The organism is Bacillus sp. FSL L8-0152 (assembly GCF_038006365.1).
GTDB lineage: Bacteria > Bacillota > Bacilli > Bacillales > Bacillaceae_G > Bacillus_A > Bacillus_A cereus.
Genome location: NZ_JBBOVB010000001.1, coordinates 2,348,145 through 2,363,535 on the forward strand (window position 1 = coordinate 2,348,145; position 15,391 = coordinate 2,363,535).

Below are 15,391 nucleotides of genomic sequence, written 5' to 3' on the forward strand. Positions count from 1 at the left end.
AGATAATTATAACATAATTTTCAATCATTCTTGATTAATTAACCGACCAGTATATATAATTAATAATGGAGGAAAAAAGGAAGGTGGGTTTTTATGAAAAAGCACCCGTTACATATGTTAGGGAGGCTTGTAGCAGGGAGAAATACGCAGTGGATCACTTTATCGGTGTGGATTCTTATTACATTATTACTTTCATTTACGTTACCACAAGTAAACAGTACGAAAGAACCGAATCCGAAAAATTTACCTGAAACAGCTATGTCACAGCAAGCGGAAGCGCTTATGAAAAAAGAGTTTCCGAATAATGCAGGGAATCCGTTGTTAGTAGTATGGTATAGAGATGGTGGATTACAGTCACAGGATTATAAACTCATACAAGATGTTTATAAGGAGTTAAAAGCTAGTCCTTTAAAAGAACAATCAACGTTACCACCATTTGATACAATCCCAGAGCAAGTATTATCAAAAAGTGCATCAAAAGATGGTACATCATTTGTTACACCGGTATTTTTTAATAAATCTGCTGGTACAGATATATTAAAAGGAAATCTTGAAGAGTTTAGAAAAATAGTGAATAGTAAGGTGGATGAAGATCCATTTAAACAAAAAATAAGTGAATCTGGTTTACATGTTCGATTATCAGGACCTGTAGGTATTCAAACGGATGCAGTTAGTTTATTTAGTCAAGCAGATGTGAAATTGTTAGTGGCTACTGTACTACTAGTGTTAGTTTTGTTAATTTTACTGTATCGTTCACCAATTTTAGCGATTTTACCTATACTTGTTGTTGGCTTTGCATACGGTATTATTAGTCCTACACTCGGTTTTTTAGCTGATCACGGATGGATTAAAGTAGATGCCCAAGCGATATCAATTATGACAGTATTATTGTTTGGCGCTGGAACGGACTATTGTCTATTTTTAATTTCGAGATATAGAGAGTACTTGTTAGAAGAAGAAAGTAAATATAAAGCATTACAACTTGCGATTAAAGCTTCTGGCGGTGCAATTATAATGAGTGCATTAACTGTTGTACTTGGATTAGGAACATTACTACTTGCTCATTATGGAGCCTTTCATCGATTTGCAGTACCATTTAGTGTTGCTGTATTTATAATGGGAATCGCTGCTTTAACGATTTTACCAGCACTATTATTAATATTCGGTAGGATTGCATTTTTCCCGTTTATACCGAGAACAACTTCAATGAATGAGGAGTTTGCAAGAAAGAAAAAGAGGGCTGTAAAAGTTGAAAAATCAAAAGGCTCCTTTAGTAAAAAACTTGGAGATATTGTAGTACGAAGACCGTGGACAATAATTATGCTAACTGTATTTGTATTAGGCGGATTGGCTTCATTCGTACCACGTATTCAATACACATATGACTTATTAGAGTCGTTTCCAAAGGATATGCCTTCTCGTGAAGGGTTTACGTTAATTAGTGATCATTTCTCAGCTGGTGAACTAGCACCAATAAAAGTTGTTGTTGATACGAAAGGCAAAGAGCTTCCTATTAAACAAGAACTAGAGAAATTTTCTTTCGTAAATACAGTGAAAGAGCCAAAAGAGGGAAAAGAAAATAAGCAAATACAAATGTATGAAGTTTCTTTAGCGGAAAATCCATACTCAATTGAAGCGTTAGATCAAATTCCTAAATTGAAAAGTAGTATAGAAAAAGTATTAAAAGATGCTGGGATTAGTAATGCTAAAGATCAATTATGGATTGGTGGGGAAACAGCTTCATTATATGATACAAAGCAAATTACGGAACGTGATGAATCAGTAATTATTCCAGTAATGATTAGCATTATCGCTTTACTATTACTTGTCTACTTACGATCGGTTGTTGCGATGATTTATTTAATTGTAACTGTCGTTTTATCATTCTTCTCAGCGTTAGGAGCAGGATGGATATTACTTCATTACGGTATGGGTGCGCCGGCCATTCAAGGTGCGATACCGTTGTACGCATTCGTATTTTTAGTTGCTTTAGGTGAAGATTATAATATCTTTATGGTTTCAGAAATATGGAAAAACAGAAAGACACAAAATCACTTGGATGCAGTAAAAAATGGTGTAATACAAACAGGTAGTGTTATTACATCGGCTGGTTTAATTTTAGCAGGAACTTTTGCAGTGTTAGGTACACTTCCAATTCAAGTATTAGTTCAATTTGGTATTGTAACTGCAATTGGCGTATTACTAGATACGTTTATCGTAAGACCGTTACTTGTACCCGCGATTACAGTAGTTTTAGGCCGATTTGCTTTTTGGCCAGGTAAACTTTCAAGAAAGAGTGAAGAAATACAAAAGGTGGATGCATAGTTAAAAAAGCCAAGGATATTTTCCTTGGCTTTTTTCAATGTAGTTAATTAATTTTTTGAAGTCAAATCATCAGCTGCAGCGTGATCAGCATCTTCAATTGTTGTTTCGGGCATTCCATATAAGCCGTTCATTGCTTGTTCTTCGATAGTAAGATTTGCAGTATTATTATTTTGAATAGATGTAGTGTTTTCAGTAACATGTTCTTTTTTATTCATATTTTTGTTATTCATGTATGTATCCTCCAAATTTCATTTGATTTATCTATAGTATGTGGATGGATTTCCAGAAATATGTGAATTGATTCTTACATATGTTATATAATTAAATGAATAATTAGGGTGAATTGTAAACTGTTAGGAGTGAACAAGTATGGTGAGAGCAAGGGAATTAGCCTTCTAAAATAAAAAGAAAATTTTAGGAGGCTATTAGAATGAAGTTTCATGTAATTGATAGAGAAGATTGGAATAGAGAGCGGTATTTTGAGCATTATTTAAAGTTGAAATGTACATTTAGTATGACTGTGAATGTTGATATCACGATGTTATTAGAGGAAGTATATCAAAAGGGAATAAAATTTTATCCCGTTTTTATATATTTAATTTCTAGAGTAGTAAATAATCATAAAAAATTTCGAACATGTTTTAACGATGAAGGAGTTTTAGGCTATTGGGAGGAAATGATACCGAGTTATACAATCTTTCATAAAGATGATAAGTCTTTTTCAAGTATATGGACGGATTATTCAAGTGATTTCCGCACTTTCTATAAAAAGTATGAAGATGATATGAGATACTATGCTAGTGTTCATGGTCTTTTCACGAAAGAAAATATTCCGCCTAATGTATTTCCGATTTCTAGCATACCTTGGACTAGTTTTACTGGATTTAATCTTAATATTAATAATGATGAAAATTTTCTATTGCCAATTATAACTTGTGGGAAATATTTTAACGAAGGAAACAAGGTTATGCTACCAGTTTCATTGCAAGTACATCATTCGGTTTGTGATGGATATGATGCGAGTAAATTTATAGAAGATTTACAGCAGTTAAGTAATACTTGCAACGAGTGGCTTAAGTAATATCTAATTTTTAATTATATAAAGTGAAACTTTAATCAGTGGGGGGGTTCAGCCCTCACCAATCGGGATTTTACGGGCAATTGATCCCCCACCTAACTTCTTTGCTTTCGCTGAATTTTGAGGTGGGGGTCTTACTGCCAGGCAAATAGCGGGATAAAATTAAAAATGAATAAAAGAAGAGAACATGTTTATATTACATGGTCTCTTTTTATTATTCATTAATACTAAGTAACTGTGGAAAATATAGGGTGATTTGTAGTTTAATAGTAAAGAGAGTGATTAGTGTTAATTTTCTTAGTTTTTAAAAAGGATATAAATGTTTTAATAGGGGGGAGTAAAGTGAAATTTGTAAGCATTGTAAAAGAGGAGATCCTAATTGGGAATATGGCAAATTTGTATTGTAAAGTATTTGAGAAAACAAATTTCAATGAAATGATCAAGCGAATGAATAGGCATATAGAATATACAGGTTTTAAAGGTATAGTAGCAATAAATGATGAAAATGAAGTAGTTGGTTTTACTTATGGTTATCGCTCAATGGAGGGACAGTACTATAATCAATTAATGAGAGAAGCGTTACATCTAGAGCAAGTAGACGAATGGTTGCAAGATTGTTTTGAATTTGTAGAGTTAGCAGTTCACCCACAATATCAAAATAAAGGTCTTGGAACGAAATTACATAATAAATTACTAGAAGGAGTTTCAAATAGAACGAGTGTTTTAACAACACAAATAAACAATGAAAAAGCACGTTCGTTATATGAAAGATTAGATTGGATAAATGTATTGGAGCCATTTCATCCAAGTAAAAATGATGTTCCATATGTAATAATGGGAAAAGCATTAAAAACAAAAGTGAATTGATAATTATGGCATTCACAAAAATTATTGGTTTGTAATAATGAAGGGGAAAACAACAATGATATCTATAGAAAAAGCTACAATTTTAGATGCTGAGAAATTAACAGAAATAATGAAAAGAACATTTGATGCAGAAGCAAAACAATGGCTATACGGCCAAGATGATGTCATTGATTATAACATTCAACCGCCAGGATATTCTTCAGTTGAAATGATGGAATATTCCATTGAAGAATTGGATTCTTTCAAAGTTGTAATGGATAAAGAAATAATCGGAGGGATAATAGTTACGATTTCTGGTAAGTCGTACGGTCGAATTGATCGTATTTTTGTAAATCCTGTTTATCAAGGAAAAGGCATTGGATCACATGTTATGAAATTAATAGAAAAGGAATATCCAAACATAAAGATTTGGGATCTCGAAACATCTAGTAGACAAATTAATAATCATCACTTTTATAAAAAGATGGGCTACCAAATGATTTTTGAATCGGAAGATGAGTATTGTTACGTGAAAAGAATAAAAACAAGCTCAAATAAAGAGAGTGTAGTTACAAATAAAGATATGAAAAATAGTCAATACGAAAACTGTAATTTAGCAAATACAGAGTATTATCAAGTGAATTTAAAAAACAGTTCATTTGTTGGTAGCAATATAATGAATACGAATATGAGTAATTGTAATGTAAGTCAATCAAAGTTTAGAAATATAAATTTTAGATGGTCATCATATGCAGATTTAAATCTTTCTGGTAGTAAATTTAATTTGGTGACTTTAGGTGGAGTGCAATTTAAAAATACAAGTCTCGGAGATGAGAAGGAACCTATTTTATTCGATAAATGTGATTTGGAAGGTAGCACCATAAGTAATAGTAATCTGAAAAATATTGAAATAGAAAATTGTGATATAGTCGGCATGAAACTAAATGGTATTCTGATCGAAAATTTGCTTAATTTATATAATAAAGTGAAAAGTTAACCATATAGATATAGTTATTATAATCTTTTTGGAAATTAAGTATTATATCGAAATAATTATGTGAAAATGACATAAAGAAATACGGACGAGAAGGTCATTCATGAACGTTTCTAGAATACACACAAATATATTGTTATTTATATGGAGGAGAGAAAGATGGAGATCAATGTTAGAGCAGTAGAAATACAAGATGCTAGAGCAATTCATCGTATATGTATGCAGGATGACGTTTTACCGTATATGGTTTTCTTACCTAGCATGCGTGTAGAAGCTATGGAAAATAGAATTCGAAATTTAGCACCAAATCAATTTGAATTTGTTGCAGAATATGATGGAGAAATTGTTGGATTTGTAGGTTTAACACAAAGTCCGGGCCGAAGATCTCATTCAGGCGATTTATTCATTGGGGTTGATAGTGAATATCATAATAAAGGAATTGGGAAAGCACTTCTTACGAAGATGCTTGATTTGGCTGATAATTGGTTAATGTTAGAGAGAGTAGAACTAGGTGTGTTAGAAACGAATCCAAAAGGAAAAGCTTTATATGAAAAATTTGGATTTGTAGAAGAGGGAGTAAAGATAGGGAATTTGAAAGCTCACGGAAAGTTTATTAATGAAATTATGATGAGTCGTTTTAGACCGGATGGTTTAATTGTACATAATTAGTAGTTAAAAGCATGACAGTATACTGTCATGCTTTTTTATTAGAATTTGGCTGTATTAAAAATAATACTAAACCAATAAAAATAACGGTAATTCCTAGTCCTTGTTGTAAAGAAATGGTCTCATGTAATATAAAGTACGCTAGTATACAAGTGCCAATTGTTTCACCTAAAATACTCATTGAAATTACAGTAGCACTTATCCATTTTAATAACCAATTAAAAATGGTTTGTCCTAAAATTGTAGCGATGAAAGCTAATCCAATAAAGCACAACCAAGTTTGTGTAGAGTAATGGATGAAAGATTCTTGTTGTGTGAAAGCAAATATGCCAAGAAAGCCAGCACTACTTCCATAACTAATTACCGAATATGGTATAAGTGACAAATCTTTACGAACGTGTTGGCTAATGAAAAAATAAGCAGTAATGATACCGGCAGCGATAAGTGCTAAAATATCTCCATATAAAGCTTCTCCACTAATTTGGAAATCTTGCCAGCCAATGATGATACTACCTGAAATAGCGATGAGGCAACCAATAACTGCTCCTTTCGTAAATCTCTCCTTAAATAAAAAATAACCACCAATCATTGAGAACAAAGGTTGTAACGTTACGATAACTGTAGAGCTTGCTACAGAAGTATATTGTAATGATTCAAACCATAGTACATAATGTGCAGCTAAAAATAGCCCAGATACGAATCCAAGTGCCCATTGTTTTTTCGTTAAAGTTTTTAGCTCATTTCGACTATTTTTATTAAATAGTAATAACGGTAACAGAATTAGTGTGGCAAAGAATAATCGGTAAAAAGCAATGATTGTCGCAGGAGCATCTGCCAATTTTACAAAAATAGCTGAAGTTGATAAGGCGAATACACCAAAAAATAAGATGCAATATGAAAGAATAGGTGATTTCAAAGTTTGTCCCTCCGATAGAATGTTTATTATAATAAACTTAATACGATATAATGTACAAAAGTAAGTATATAAGTCCCGGAGATAATAGGGAAGGGTTATTTGCCTTTGTTTAGTATGTCAGCACAAAGACAACGAAACATGCATTATGATGGACGAAAGGAAGTTTTACTGTGATACATGATAGGCTTGGACAAACGGTATTAAGTTATCGTAAGAAAAATAATATGACAATTCGTGAATTCGCTGATTATGCAGGGATTAGTACGTCGTTAATTAGCCAAATTGAAAGAGGACATGCTAATCCTTCTTTAAATGTTTTGGAATTAATTGCAAAAGCATTAAATGTACCGCTGTTTACACTTTTTATTAACGATATTGATACAGATTCACTCATTTCTAAGAAAAAAGATCGAAAAAAAGTATATCGGGAAAACAATGATCACATTGTATATGATGTATTAACACCTGATTTTATGAAAGCACGTATTGAAATGCTAATGATGGATTTAAATAAACGAGCAAACACAACAGAAAGCCATTATTCCCATGAAGATAAGGAAGAGATTGCTGTTATTATGAAAGGGGAAGTGTATGTGGAATTGGAGGGAAAAGAATATTTTTTAGAAGAAGGCGATGTTGTACGTATTCCACCGAATGTGAAGCATCGATTTTTGAATAAAAGTGATGAATCGAATCACATTTTATTTGTCCTGACACCATCTTTAGGATGAAAATATAGTGATTTTTATCCCGCATTAACAGGCAGTAAGACCTCCCTCGAAATTCAGTGAAAGCAAAGAAGTTAGGTGGGGGATTAACTGCCCGTAAATGCCTGATTGGTTCAACTAATAATCAGTGGGGGGATGAACAAAACCCCCACTGATTAAAGTTTCACTTTATTAGGGGAGATAGAAAATGGAAAACAAAAGTATTTTAAAAGGCGGCCTTTCAATTATTTCTCAATGTAAAAAAGAAACAAATGATATTTGGCATGCGCATTTTGGAGCAGCTGCAATTGCTAGTTATTTTTTTATGAAAGATAATAATATTGATGAAGAAACAGCTCGTAATATGTATTCGCAAACAAGGATGATGCTGAACAAGAAAAAAATTGGTGAGATGATTGATGATAAAAAAGAAATGAATTTTCAAATTGCGGAGAATATGATTATAAAATCTTTAGAACAAACGATTGATGAGCTTCATTGGGTGGGGCATAACGTCATTTATGCGTCATTGAGTTTATTAGCTATGAAAGAGCTACAAAAATGGGGTGATAATCAAGCAATTGAAGGGATTACTACTCTTATTTTATCATTTCGAAAAACAATTCCAGGTAGATCGTGGATTGGTTATACGACGAAAGAAGTAAAACAATTAAGTTTTGAAGATGAGATACAAAGTGAATTGAGTAATCCAACACAAGTATCTCAGTTCATTTTAAATGAGTTATCGAAATTTAATAGTATTTATCGAGCGGAATCACATCATGATTTAATTGGGCATTTGCTTACATACTCCCACGCAATTAATATAATGTACGATTTAGGACATATAGATATATTTCAACGAGGGATACGTCCGCTGTTAAAACTAGTATACGTACTAAGAGCTAGCCAAAAGCTCAAGCTGAATACGGAAATAACTTTACACTCACCTATAGATCGATTACCTTTAATTCAATCTAAACGTGCAAATATTTTACCAACTGAAAATATATTTTGGATAAAAGACTATAGTGAATTCGATTGGGATTTTGGTCATGTATTTAAATTCTCATATAGTTATTTTAATCATATACAGAGAGCTCCAAATTATAAAGATATCACATTAGAAAAATTCCGTTATGTTATTAATTCTTAATGAACGTTAATGATCTGTAAAAGGAAGTTTAATCTAGTTTCTTTTTTGTTAGTAGTATATTATTTTTTCAAATATGTAAGATTTTACATGCGTATTTTACTTTTACTAATTATGTAAGTAGGCTATACTGAAATACATACATTTTATTTTTGGAGAGATGTAAAACGACATGGAACTAGCGAAATTGGAAAAAGTAATTGAAATAAAAAAAGAAGAACTTTTATATTTAGTATCGGATTATGGAATTCAACATGAAAAAGTATTGGCATTGAGTCAAGAACTAGACAAATTAATCAATTACTTTATGTTTTTAAAATAAAGAGAACTATGACGGGGTTTGTAAATGTTATAGTTCTTTTTTATTAGGTAATTTGAAAATATATTAAAATATATTGTCTAATTTCTTACAGAATGCGCAACTTGCTAGTCGAATATAAGGACTTTTGGTTATAATAAAAAGGAATTATTAATTGTATCGGTTAGGAGCGCAGCACATATGAAAACAGTTGTTGTTATCGGTGGAGGTATAACGGGACTTTCTACTATGTTTTATTTAGAAAAATTAAAAAAGGATTATAATATCGATTTAAATTTAATTCTTATTGAGAAAGAAGAGTATTTAGGTGGTAAAATCCATAGTGTGGAAGAAAAGGATTTCATTATGGAGTCAGGGGCGGATTCAATCGTTGCTCGTAATGAACACGTTATGCCACTTGTAAAAGATTTAAATTTAGAAAATGAAATGGTATATAATGAAACGGGTATTTCTTACATATATTCTGAAAACATGTTACATCCAATTCCTTCTGATACTATATTTGGGATACCGATGAGTGCCCGGTCGTTGTTTAGCAGTACGCTAGTCTCAACGAAGGGGAAAATCGTAGCTTTAAAAGATTTCATAACGAAAAATAAAGAGTTTACGAAAGATACATCACTTGCTCTATTTTTAGAAAGCTTTTTAGGGAAAGAGTTAGTGGAAAGACAAATTGCTCCTGTGCTTTCAGGCGTATATTCTGGTAAATTGAATGAGCTTACAATGGCATCTACATTACCGTATTTACTGGATTATAAAAATAAGTATGGAAGTATTATTAAAGGTTTTGAAGAGAATAAAAAACAATTTCAATCAGCAGGAAATAAAAAATTCGTATCATTTAAAGGTGGACTATCTACGATAATTAATCGCTTAGAAGAAGTGCTGACTGAAACTGTCGTAAAAAAAGGTGCTATAACGACGGCTGTAAGTAAACAAGAAGATCGATATGAGATTTCTTTTGCAAATCATGAAACAATACAAGCAGATTATGTTGTTTTAGCAGCTCCACATGATATAGCGCAAACTTTATTACAGTCTAATGAGTTAAATGAGCAGTTTAATACATTTAAAAACTCATCTCTTATTAGTATTTATTTAGGATTTGACATACTAGATGAACAACTACCAGCTGACGGTACGGGGTTTATTGTAACGGAAAACAGTGATTTACATTGTGATGCTTGTACATGGACAAGTCGAAAGTGGAAACATACATCGGGTAAACAAAAATTATTAGTTAGAATGTTTTATAAGAGTACCAATCCGGTATATGAAACAATCAAGGATTACAGTGAAGAAGAATTAGTACGAGTAGCTTTATATGATATTGAAAAGAGTCTCGGAATTAAAGGTGAACCAGAAGTAGTTGAAGTTACAAATTGGAAAGATTTAATGCCGAAATATCATTTAGAACATAATCAAGCGGTTCAAGCATTGCAAGAAAAAATGACAAATCTTTATCCAAATGTATATTTAGCTGGTGCCTCATATTACGGTGTTGGAATTGGTGCGTGTATTGGAAATGGAAAGAATATTGCCAATGAAATAATGGCTACATTAAATAAATAATACTGTAGAATAAATAAAAACTGTTCCTTCAGCAAAATGAAGGAACAGTTTTTATTTATTTTATTTGAATGGAAATTTTATTGTTTTTTACATTGTTTTCTTTTATTGTTAATGTTATTTCTCCAGATTCTTTAAATGAATACGGTGATAGTTGATAAATATCTTTTATATCATGTTTTTCTTGTAATTTACTTATCGGTATTAATACGATATTTGGCTTCCATGTTTCTTGTTTTCCTGAAGGATATTCTATAAGTATTACCGGATTTTTTAACTGCATTTTTTTCCAAGAGACGAAATATAGTTGAACTTCTGTATCTTTTTTTAATAATTCTTCGGAGAAATAACCGAATTCGCCTACATTACCGAAAACAGTGTAGTTTTGATTTTTTAATTTAATATCTAAATAACTAGGTTGATATGTTACTGCATGATAAGTTCCATATGAAAGTGAGAGTATGGCAGCGATTAAAATACCGATTGAAAATGTCTTAAAGCTATTGCCTTTAAAGTTAGTCATCATGAAAGAGTTTGGTGTGAATTTTTTTGCGAATAAAAAAATAAGTAATATGAGTAAGAGGGATAAGCCGATGAATATATACATAGGAAATTTACACCTCCACAATAAAATAATATATTAACTATATTTTACCATAAATGTATGGGGTAGGGTGGTTGTTTGGAAGGAGAAAATGAAGAAACAATTTTTTTACAGTTCTTGATAATTTGAAATTCGATTTATGGAAATTATAGCGTAATGTTTGAGTAGTAATCAGAAGGTATCCAATTCGTGTATATAGAATAAAGAGGGAATGCGTCATTAGAAATGTTTGATTTATGGAACAATAAGGACTTTAGTAATTATAAATATTTTTTCTGATATAATGAATGAGTAGAGAGAAAGGAGTGATCCTATGGCATTTCCTATATTAGAAACAGAACGCTTACGTTTAGTTGAAATAGAACAATCTTATTGTCAAAAAATATATGAAATCTTTTCATTGGATGAAGTAACGTGTTATTACGGTATGAATTCTTTTACGGAGTTTGGACAAGCTTCACGTATGATCGAATCTTTTTCGAAAAATTACTTTGAGAAAAAGGCAATACGATGGGGAATTGTGTTAAAAGAAACGAACGTTTTAATAGGAACAATTGGACTAAACAATTTACAATTATGGAGTAAACGATCTGAGATTGGATATGACCTGCATCCTCGTTATTGGGGAAATGGTTATGCGTCAGAAGCGGCTCGAGAAATTATTGATTATGGGTTTAAAGATTTGGGTTTGTTTAGAATTGGAGCTATTACATATCCTGAAAATGTTACTTCTTGTAGAATGTTATCTAAAATCGGCTTTCAAAAAGAAGGTCTATTGCGCGGATATATTCATCAAGGAAATAAGCAACACGATGCATTATTGTATTCTATAGTGCGAACTGATATTGAGGACATAAATTTATAATAAAAAAAACCTCTTAATTAAAAGAGGTTTTTTTTATTATAAATTAACCTAATTTAGGTAATAAACGTTCTCCGCTTTTCATGCTACTTTTACATAAAGGGCATTTAGGCTCTTCTTCAAATGAAAAGTTCTTTCTCATCCATCCTAAACAATCCTCTGATTCACATTCCCAAACAGGGGTTTGTTCTGGTGGTACTTCTGCTACATCGTTCTTTCGATTGCGATACATGTAACCACTCCTTTTATGTAAAAAATTTTAGTTATATAATAAAAAGGTTGTTAACCTTGCTGGTAACAACCTTTTTATTGTTTGAATTATAGCTTTACAACGTTTTTAGCTTGAGGTCCGCGGTTACCTTCTTCAACTTCGAAGCTAACTTCTTGACCTTCGTCAAGAGACTTGAAGCCGTCGCCAGTGATAGCTGAGAAGTGAACGAATACGTCGTTACCGTCTGCAACTTCGATGAAACCGAAACCTTTTTCGCTGTTAAACCATTTTACTTTACCTGTTAATGTCATGGTAATGCCTCCTAAAAGTAGAAAAATTACAATATGATCGGCCTTATTTGAATGAAAATAAAAGTTCACATATTATCAAAAACCCATAAGGAGTACAAAATGTCCCTGATTGATACTTGATAATATGCAAAGAAAATATAGTGTTAAATTGACCTTAATTACTATCTTACAACAAATGGTGGGAAATAGCAAGTGCTGGTAATACCACTGACTAATCTGGGTGATAATAGTAAAGGCACAAAGGCATCTCTTTTATTTATATATTATTCCTAATTTGAATTTATTCCAAACAAAAATCATTTATATGAAAAAATAAGTTTAAATAAAAGGCTAAATATCATTTTAATATTGCTGATGAGTACCATAATTAGGAGGATAGAATATTGCAAAATAAACAATTTAAAATAATTGAAGCAGCAAAAGAAGGAAGAAGAAAAGTTCATCCTGTTTTTGCTGTCATACTCGCGATTATATTTTTAACTTTAGGTGAATTATTTATGTTGTTTATGCTGATTTTACCGAAAGCAGAAACAACTTTTATGAAGGCGATTTATAGCGACATTGAGATGATATTAACGTTTGGCGGCGCAATATTTTTTGTGTTTTTATGGATTAGATTTGTAGAGAAAAGATCATTTTCATCCATTGGTTTTTGGGGGAATCAATGGATAAGAAAATATTTGAGAGGTGCATTAATAGGATTTGTTTTCATTTCAATACCAGTAATTTTACTCCTATTAGCAGGAGTTGTAACATTACAAATACAAAAAATTACAGTAACCGCTATATTGGGTATTGTAGGTTCTTTAGTCGCATTTTTAATACAAGGGGCAACAGAAGAAATTATTGTACGAGGTTGGTTATTCCCGGTTCTTTCTGTTAGAAGTCGTATATGGGTTGGGATTGTTGTGACGTCTTTCTTATTTGGTTTTCTTCATTTACTTAATCCAGGTATTACAATTCTTTCAATATCGAATATAATATTAGTTGGTGTATTTGCAGCTTTTTACGTTTTAAAAGACAGTAGTCTGTGGGGGATTTGCGCATGGCATTCCATTTGGAATTGGGCACAATATAACGTCTACGGTTTTGCAGTTAGCGGGATGACCATATATTCAACGCCGTTATTTAAACCTGCAACAAATGGCCCCGTATTCCTTCATGGAGGCACGTTTGGAATTGAAGGTAGTATCATTACAACAATCATGCTCGCTATTGCTTCAATTGTTTTATGGAGAAAGTTATGGGGAAGAAAAGTGAAACAACGAAATTTTAGTTAATGAAAGAGGGAGAAACTATGGGGATAATAGCATTTGAGGGAGCAAGCGCTGTTGGTAAAAGTACCACGTGCCGTGAATTAGAAAAGAATTATGGTGCTTATATAATACCTGAAGTGAATTCTTTATTTGAAAGACCAAAAAATGAACATAGAACATGGTATTTTGAAAAACAAGTTGAGCGCTGGAATATAGCTGTTCAGAAGTCAGAGCAATATGAATTCGTAATACTCGATGGTGATATATTTCAGCCACTTAGTTATAATTGGTGTTTTCATTTTGATATATTTAATCAGCCATTATCTTTAATAGAAAATTTTTATAAAGAAAAGATGTTAAATAGGGAAATTGGTTTTCCGGATCAATATTTTTATTTATATACGAACGATGAAGAACTTAGAAAGCGGAAAGTATATGATGAAACGAAAAGAAGGAGAAACTTTGAAAAACATTTACATATATCAAAATCGTTTCAGCGTTATTATGAAAATTTAAATACTGTTACAGATGGGTATTGTAAATTAATTGAGGCGAAAAGTGTAAGAAATAATGAATTAGAAATAGTGAGAAACTCAAAAAATTTGAACGTGTGTGAAGAAAGACGTTTTGATGTTTCGAGGTTAGATGCTATTACGAAGTGGTTAAAAGAAAATCGTGCATAAAGTAAAAACAACGAGTGTTGTAGAACGCGCTCGTTGTTTTTTTTGCTTTTTTATAAATATAAAGGAAAAATTTGTAGAATACTTTCAATATTTAACAGAATAATCTTTCAATTTTAAAGAAAAAGAAATACAATATGAGAAAGTATATATAAATAATATGATAGGGGATGGGATGCGATATTTTAAATGAAGTAACAGTTTTTATATAAAAAATAATTAGGTAGTCAGAACAGAGATATTTGGGAGGAAACAAGCGCGATGAAAACACTATTTAAAATAATCGGTATTCTAGCTGGTATGGCGGTAATCGGAGTAGGTTTAACATATGGTATGCTGCATTATTTAAATAATAGTAAACCAGCTGCGAAAAAGGCATCACCAGCTGCTCCAGCAGTAGAAGTACTAGCTGATAGTAACGTAAAAGCAGAAGATGCAAAGCTTTTAGAAAATGGCAATTATTCATTGCCGAATAGTGGTTTTAATAAAAATTTTAAATGGACAGATGAGAACATACAGACAGCATTACATGAAATGGCACATCAAAAAGCGAAAGCTGATCAAAAGTGGGGTTATATTTTTATTACACAAGAGCGGATTGAAAGCTTAATTGATATTGTAAAGAGTAATGATCTTGTACAGGGAAGTACATATGTAGAAATTTTAGAACGATGGAAACAAGGGAAATATGAAAAGGTTGATGGGGATCACAATAAGATTTGGAAATTACAAAGTGGGAATTTAGGAGAAGGAAAAGGAGTAATGTCGGAAGCTGAGCAAAAAGAATTAATTAATCAAGTGTTTATGAACAAAGGTACATATTCAGGGAGTAAATTAATTGCAGGTGGCGGACAGACTAATAAATAATATACTAATTAATGTAAGAGAGTAATT

18 protein-coding genes are annotated in these 15,391 nt (G+C 31.8%); 13 read left to right on the forward strand and 5 right to left on the reverse strand.

Annotated elements, in window-relative coordinates; translation table 11 throughout:
• The first annotated feature begins 93 nt into the window (after positions 1 to 93).
• Complete coding sequence (locus MHH27_RS11930) at positions 94 to 2,325, forward strand: MMPL family transporter (protein WP_071730178.1); 2,232 nt, start codon at positions 94 to 96, stop codon at positions 2,323 to 2,325.
• Between the two features lie 47 nt (positions 2,326 to 2,372).
• Here MHH27_RS11930 and MHH27_RS11935 read toward each other — a convergent pair whose 3' ends face one another.
• Positions 2,373 to 2,555 (reverse strand): DUF4021 domain-containing protein, encoded by a 183-nt coding sequence (locus MHH27_RS11935; protein WP_053564536.1) that lies wholly within the window; start codon positions 2,553 to 2,555, stop codon positions 2,373 to 2,375.
• A gap of 200 nt (positions 2,556 to 2,755) precedes the next feature.
• Between MHH27_RS11935 and catA the strand changes: the two genes are divergently transcribed.
• The 4 genes from catA (at position 2,756) to MHH27_RS11955 (ending at position 5,912) form a co-directional block, all read left to right on the forward strand.
• Positions 2,756 to 3,406: a type A chloramphenicol O-acetyltransferase gene (gene catA / locus MHH27_RS11940; protein ID WP_000668543.1), complete on the forward strand. Its 651-nt coding sequence runs from the start codon at positions 2,756 to 2,758 to the stop codon at positions 3,404 to 3,406.
• 339 nt (positions 3,407 to 3,745) lie between these two features.
• On the forward strand, positions 3,746 to 4,270 hold the full coding sequence (locus MHH27_RS11945) for a GNAT family N-acetyltransferase (protein WP_090976521.1): 525 nt from the start codon (positions 3,746 to 3,748) through the stop codon (positions 4,268 to 4,270).
• A gap of 37 nt (positions 4,271 to 4,307) precedes the next feature.
• Positions 4,308 to 5,246: a GNAT family N-acetyltransferase gene (locus MHH27_RS11950; RefSeq protein WP_025118050.1), complete on the forward strand. Its 939-nt coding sequence runs from the start codon at positions 4,308 to 4,310 to the stop codon at positions 5,244 to 5,246.
• Positions 5,247 to 5,402: 156 nt separating this feature from the next.
• Positions 5,403 to 5,912, forward strand: coding sequence for a GNAT family N-acetyltransferase (locus MHH27_RS11955; RefSeq protein ID WP_090976523.1), 510 nt, complete (start codon positions 5,403 to 5,405; stop codon positions 5,910 to 5,912).
• A 25-nt stretch (positions 5,913 to 5,937) separates the two neighbouring features.
• Here MHH27_RS11955 and MHH27_RS11960 read toward each other — a convergent pair whose 3' ends face one another.
• Entirely contained in the window at positions 5,938 to 6,825 is an 888-nt protein-coding gene (locus MHH27_RS11960; RefSeq protein ID WP_000841797.1) for a DMT family transporter, read from the reverse strand.
• A 170-nt stretch (positions 6,826 to 6,995) separates the two neighbouring features.
• Between MHH27_RS11960 and MHH27_RS11965 the strand changes: the two genes are divergently transcribed.
• The 4 genes from MHH27_RS11965 to MHH27_RS11980 all read left to right on the forward strand — a co-directional run bounded on the left by MHH27_RS11965 (position 6,996) and on the right by MHH27_RS11980 (position 10,576).
• Positions 6,996 to 7,556: a helix-turn-helix domain-containing protein gene (locus tag MHH27_RS11965; protein WP_000581031.1), complete on the forward strand. Its 561-nt coding sequence runs from the start codon at positions 6,996 to 6,998 to the stop codon at positions 7,554 to 7,556.
• Positions 7,557 to 7,740: 184 nt separating this feature from the next.
• Complete coding sequence (locus tag MHH27_RS11970; protein WP_098284431.1) at positions 7,741 to 8,688, forward strand: hypothetical protein; 948 nt, start codon at positions 7,741 to 7,743, stop codon at positions 8,686 to 8,688.
• 169 nt (positions 8,689 to 8,857) lie between these two features.
• The gene (locus MHH27_RS11975; RefSeq protein ID WP_000417698.1) at positions 8,858 to 9,007 is read left to right on the forward strand and encodes an aspartyl-phosphate phosphatase Spo0E family protein; all 150 of its coding nucleotides are present in this window, start codon (positions 8,858 to 8,860) and stop codon (positions 9,005 to 9,007) included.
• A gap of 177 nt (positions 9,008 to 9,184) precedes the next feature.
• On the forward strand, positions 9,185 to 10,576 hold the full coding sequence (locus MHH27_RS11980) for a protoporphyrinogen oxidase (protein ID WP_061661081.1): 1,392 nt from the start codon (positions 9,185 to 9,187) through the stop codon (positions 10,574 to 10,576).
• Positions 10,577 to 10,631: 55 nt separating this feature from the next.
• On the opposite strand, the gene MHH27_RS11985 is transcribed toward MHH27_RS11980, so the two are convergent.
• Positions 10,632 to 11,180, reverse strand: coding sequence for a hypothetical protein (locus MHH27_RS11985; RefSeq protein ID WP_000275232.1), 549 nt, complete (start codon positions 11,178 to 11,180; stop codon positions 10,632 to 10,634).
• A 310-nt stretch (positions 11,181 to 11,490) separates the two neighbouring features.
• On the opposite strand from MHH27_RS11985, the gene MHH27_RS11990 reads away from it, so the two are divergent.
• A complete protein-coding gene (locus MHH27_RS11990) occupies positions 11,491 to 12,042 on the forward strand; it encodes a GNAT family N-acetyltransferase (protein ID WP_000885398.1) in 552 nt (183 codons plus the stop codon).
• 43 nt (positions 12,043 to 12,085) lie between these two features.
• Here the strand turns inward: MHH27_RS11990 and MHH27_RS11995 are convergent, their stop codons facing one another.
• Positions 12,086 to 12,271, reverse strand: coding sequence for a cold-shock protein (locus MHH27_RS11995; RefSeq protein WP_000286203.1), 186 nt, complete (start codon positions 12,269 to 12,271; stop codon positions 12,086 to 12,088).
• An 86-nt stretch (positions 12,272 to 12,357) separates the two neighbouring features.
• The gene (cspD, locus tag MHH27_RS12000) at positions 12,358 to 12,561 is read right to left on the reverse strand and encodes a cold-shock protein CspD (protein WP_000176366.1); all 204 of its coding nucleotides are present in this window, start codon (positions 12,559 to 12,561) and stop codon (positions 12,358 to 12,360) included.
• A 383-nt stretch (positions 12,562 to 12,944) separates the two neighbouring features.
• Between cspD and MHH27_RS12005 the strand changes: the two genes are divergently transcribed.
• From MHH27_RS12005 to MHH27_RS12015, 3 genes are all read left to right on the forward strand, one after another.
• Entirely contained in the window at positions 12,945 to 13,841 is an 897-nt protein-coding gene (locus MHH27_RS12005; protein WP_090976529.1) for a CPBP family intramembrane glutamic endopeptidase, read from the forward strand.
• Entirely contained in the window at positions 13,841 to 14,500 is a 660-nt protein-coding gene (locus tag MHH27_RS12010; protein WP_141553440.1) for an AAA family ATPase, read from the forward strand. The genes MHH27_RS12005 and MHH27_RS12010 overlap by 1 nt, the downstream gene beginning before the upstream one ends.
• Before the next feature lie 258 nt (positions 14,501 to 14,758).
• Positions 14,759 to 15,364 carry a PRK06770 family protein gene (locus MHH27_RS12015; RefSeq protein WP_053564524.1) on the forward strand — a complete coding sequence of 202 codons (606 nt, stop codon included), beginning with the start codon at positions 14,759 to 14,761 and terminating at the stop codon, positions 15,362 to 15,364.
• Positions 15,365 to 15,391: the final 27 nt, after the last annotated feature.

Coding starts and splice junctions, on each gene's coding strand:
- MHH27_RS11970 (WP_098284431.1), top strand. CDS start 7,741: ATGGAAAACAAAAGTATTTTAAAAGGCGGCCTTTCAATTATTTCTCAA.
- MHH27_RS11975 (WP_000417698.1), top strand. CDS start 8,858: ATGGAACTAGCGAAATTGGAAAAAGTAATTGAAATAAAAAAAGAAGAA.
- MHH27_RS11930 (WP_071730178.1), top strand. CDS start 94: ATGAAAAAGCACCCGTTACATATGTTAGGGAGGCTTGTAGCAGGGAGA.
- cspD (WP_000176366.1), bottom strand. CDS start 12,561: ATGACATTAACAGGTAAAGTAAAATGGTTTAACAGCGAAAAAGGTTTC.
- MHH27_RS11955 (WP_090976523.1), top strand. CDS start 5,403: ATGGAGATCAATGTTAGAGCAGTAGAAATACAAGATGCTAGAGCAATT.
- MHH27_RS11950 (WP_025118050.1), top strand. CDS start 4,308: ATGAAGGGGAAAACAACAATGATATCTATAGAAAAAGCTACAATTTTA.
- MHH27_RS11980 (WP_061661081.1), top strand. CDS start 9,185: ATGAAAACAGTTGTTGTTATCGGTGGAGGTATAACGGGACTTTCTACT.
- MHH27_RS11935 (WP_053564536.1), bottom strand. CDS start 2,555: ATGAATAACAAAAATATGAATAAAAAAGAACATGTTACTGAAAACACT.
- MHH27_RS12015 (WP_053564524.1), top strand. CDS start 14,759: ATGAAAACACTATTTAAAATAATCGGTATTCTAGCTGGTATGGCGGTA.
- MHH27_RS11985 (WP_000275232.1), bottom strand. CDS start 11,180: ATGTATATATTCATCGGCTTATCCCTCTTACTCATATTACTTATTTTT.
- catA (WP_000668543.1), top strand. CDS start 2,756: ATGAAGTTTCATGTAATTGATAGAGAAGATTGGAATAGAGAGCGGTAT.
- MHH27_RS12010 (WP_141553440.1), top strand. CDS start 13,841: ATGAAAGAGGGAGAAACTATGGGGATAATAGCATTTGAGGGAGCAAGC.
- MHH27_RS11990 (WP_000885398.1), top strand. CDS start 11,491: ATGGCATTTCCTATATTAGAAACAGAACGCTTACGTTTAGTTGAAATA.
- MHH27_RS11995 (WP_000286203.1), bottom strand. CDS start 12,271: ATGTATCGCAATCGAAAGAACGATGTAGCAGAAGTACCACCAGAACAA.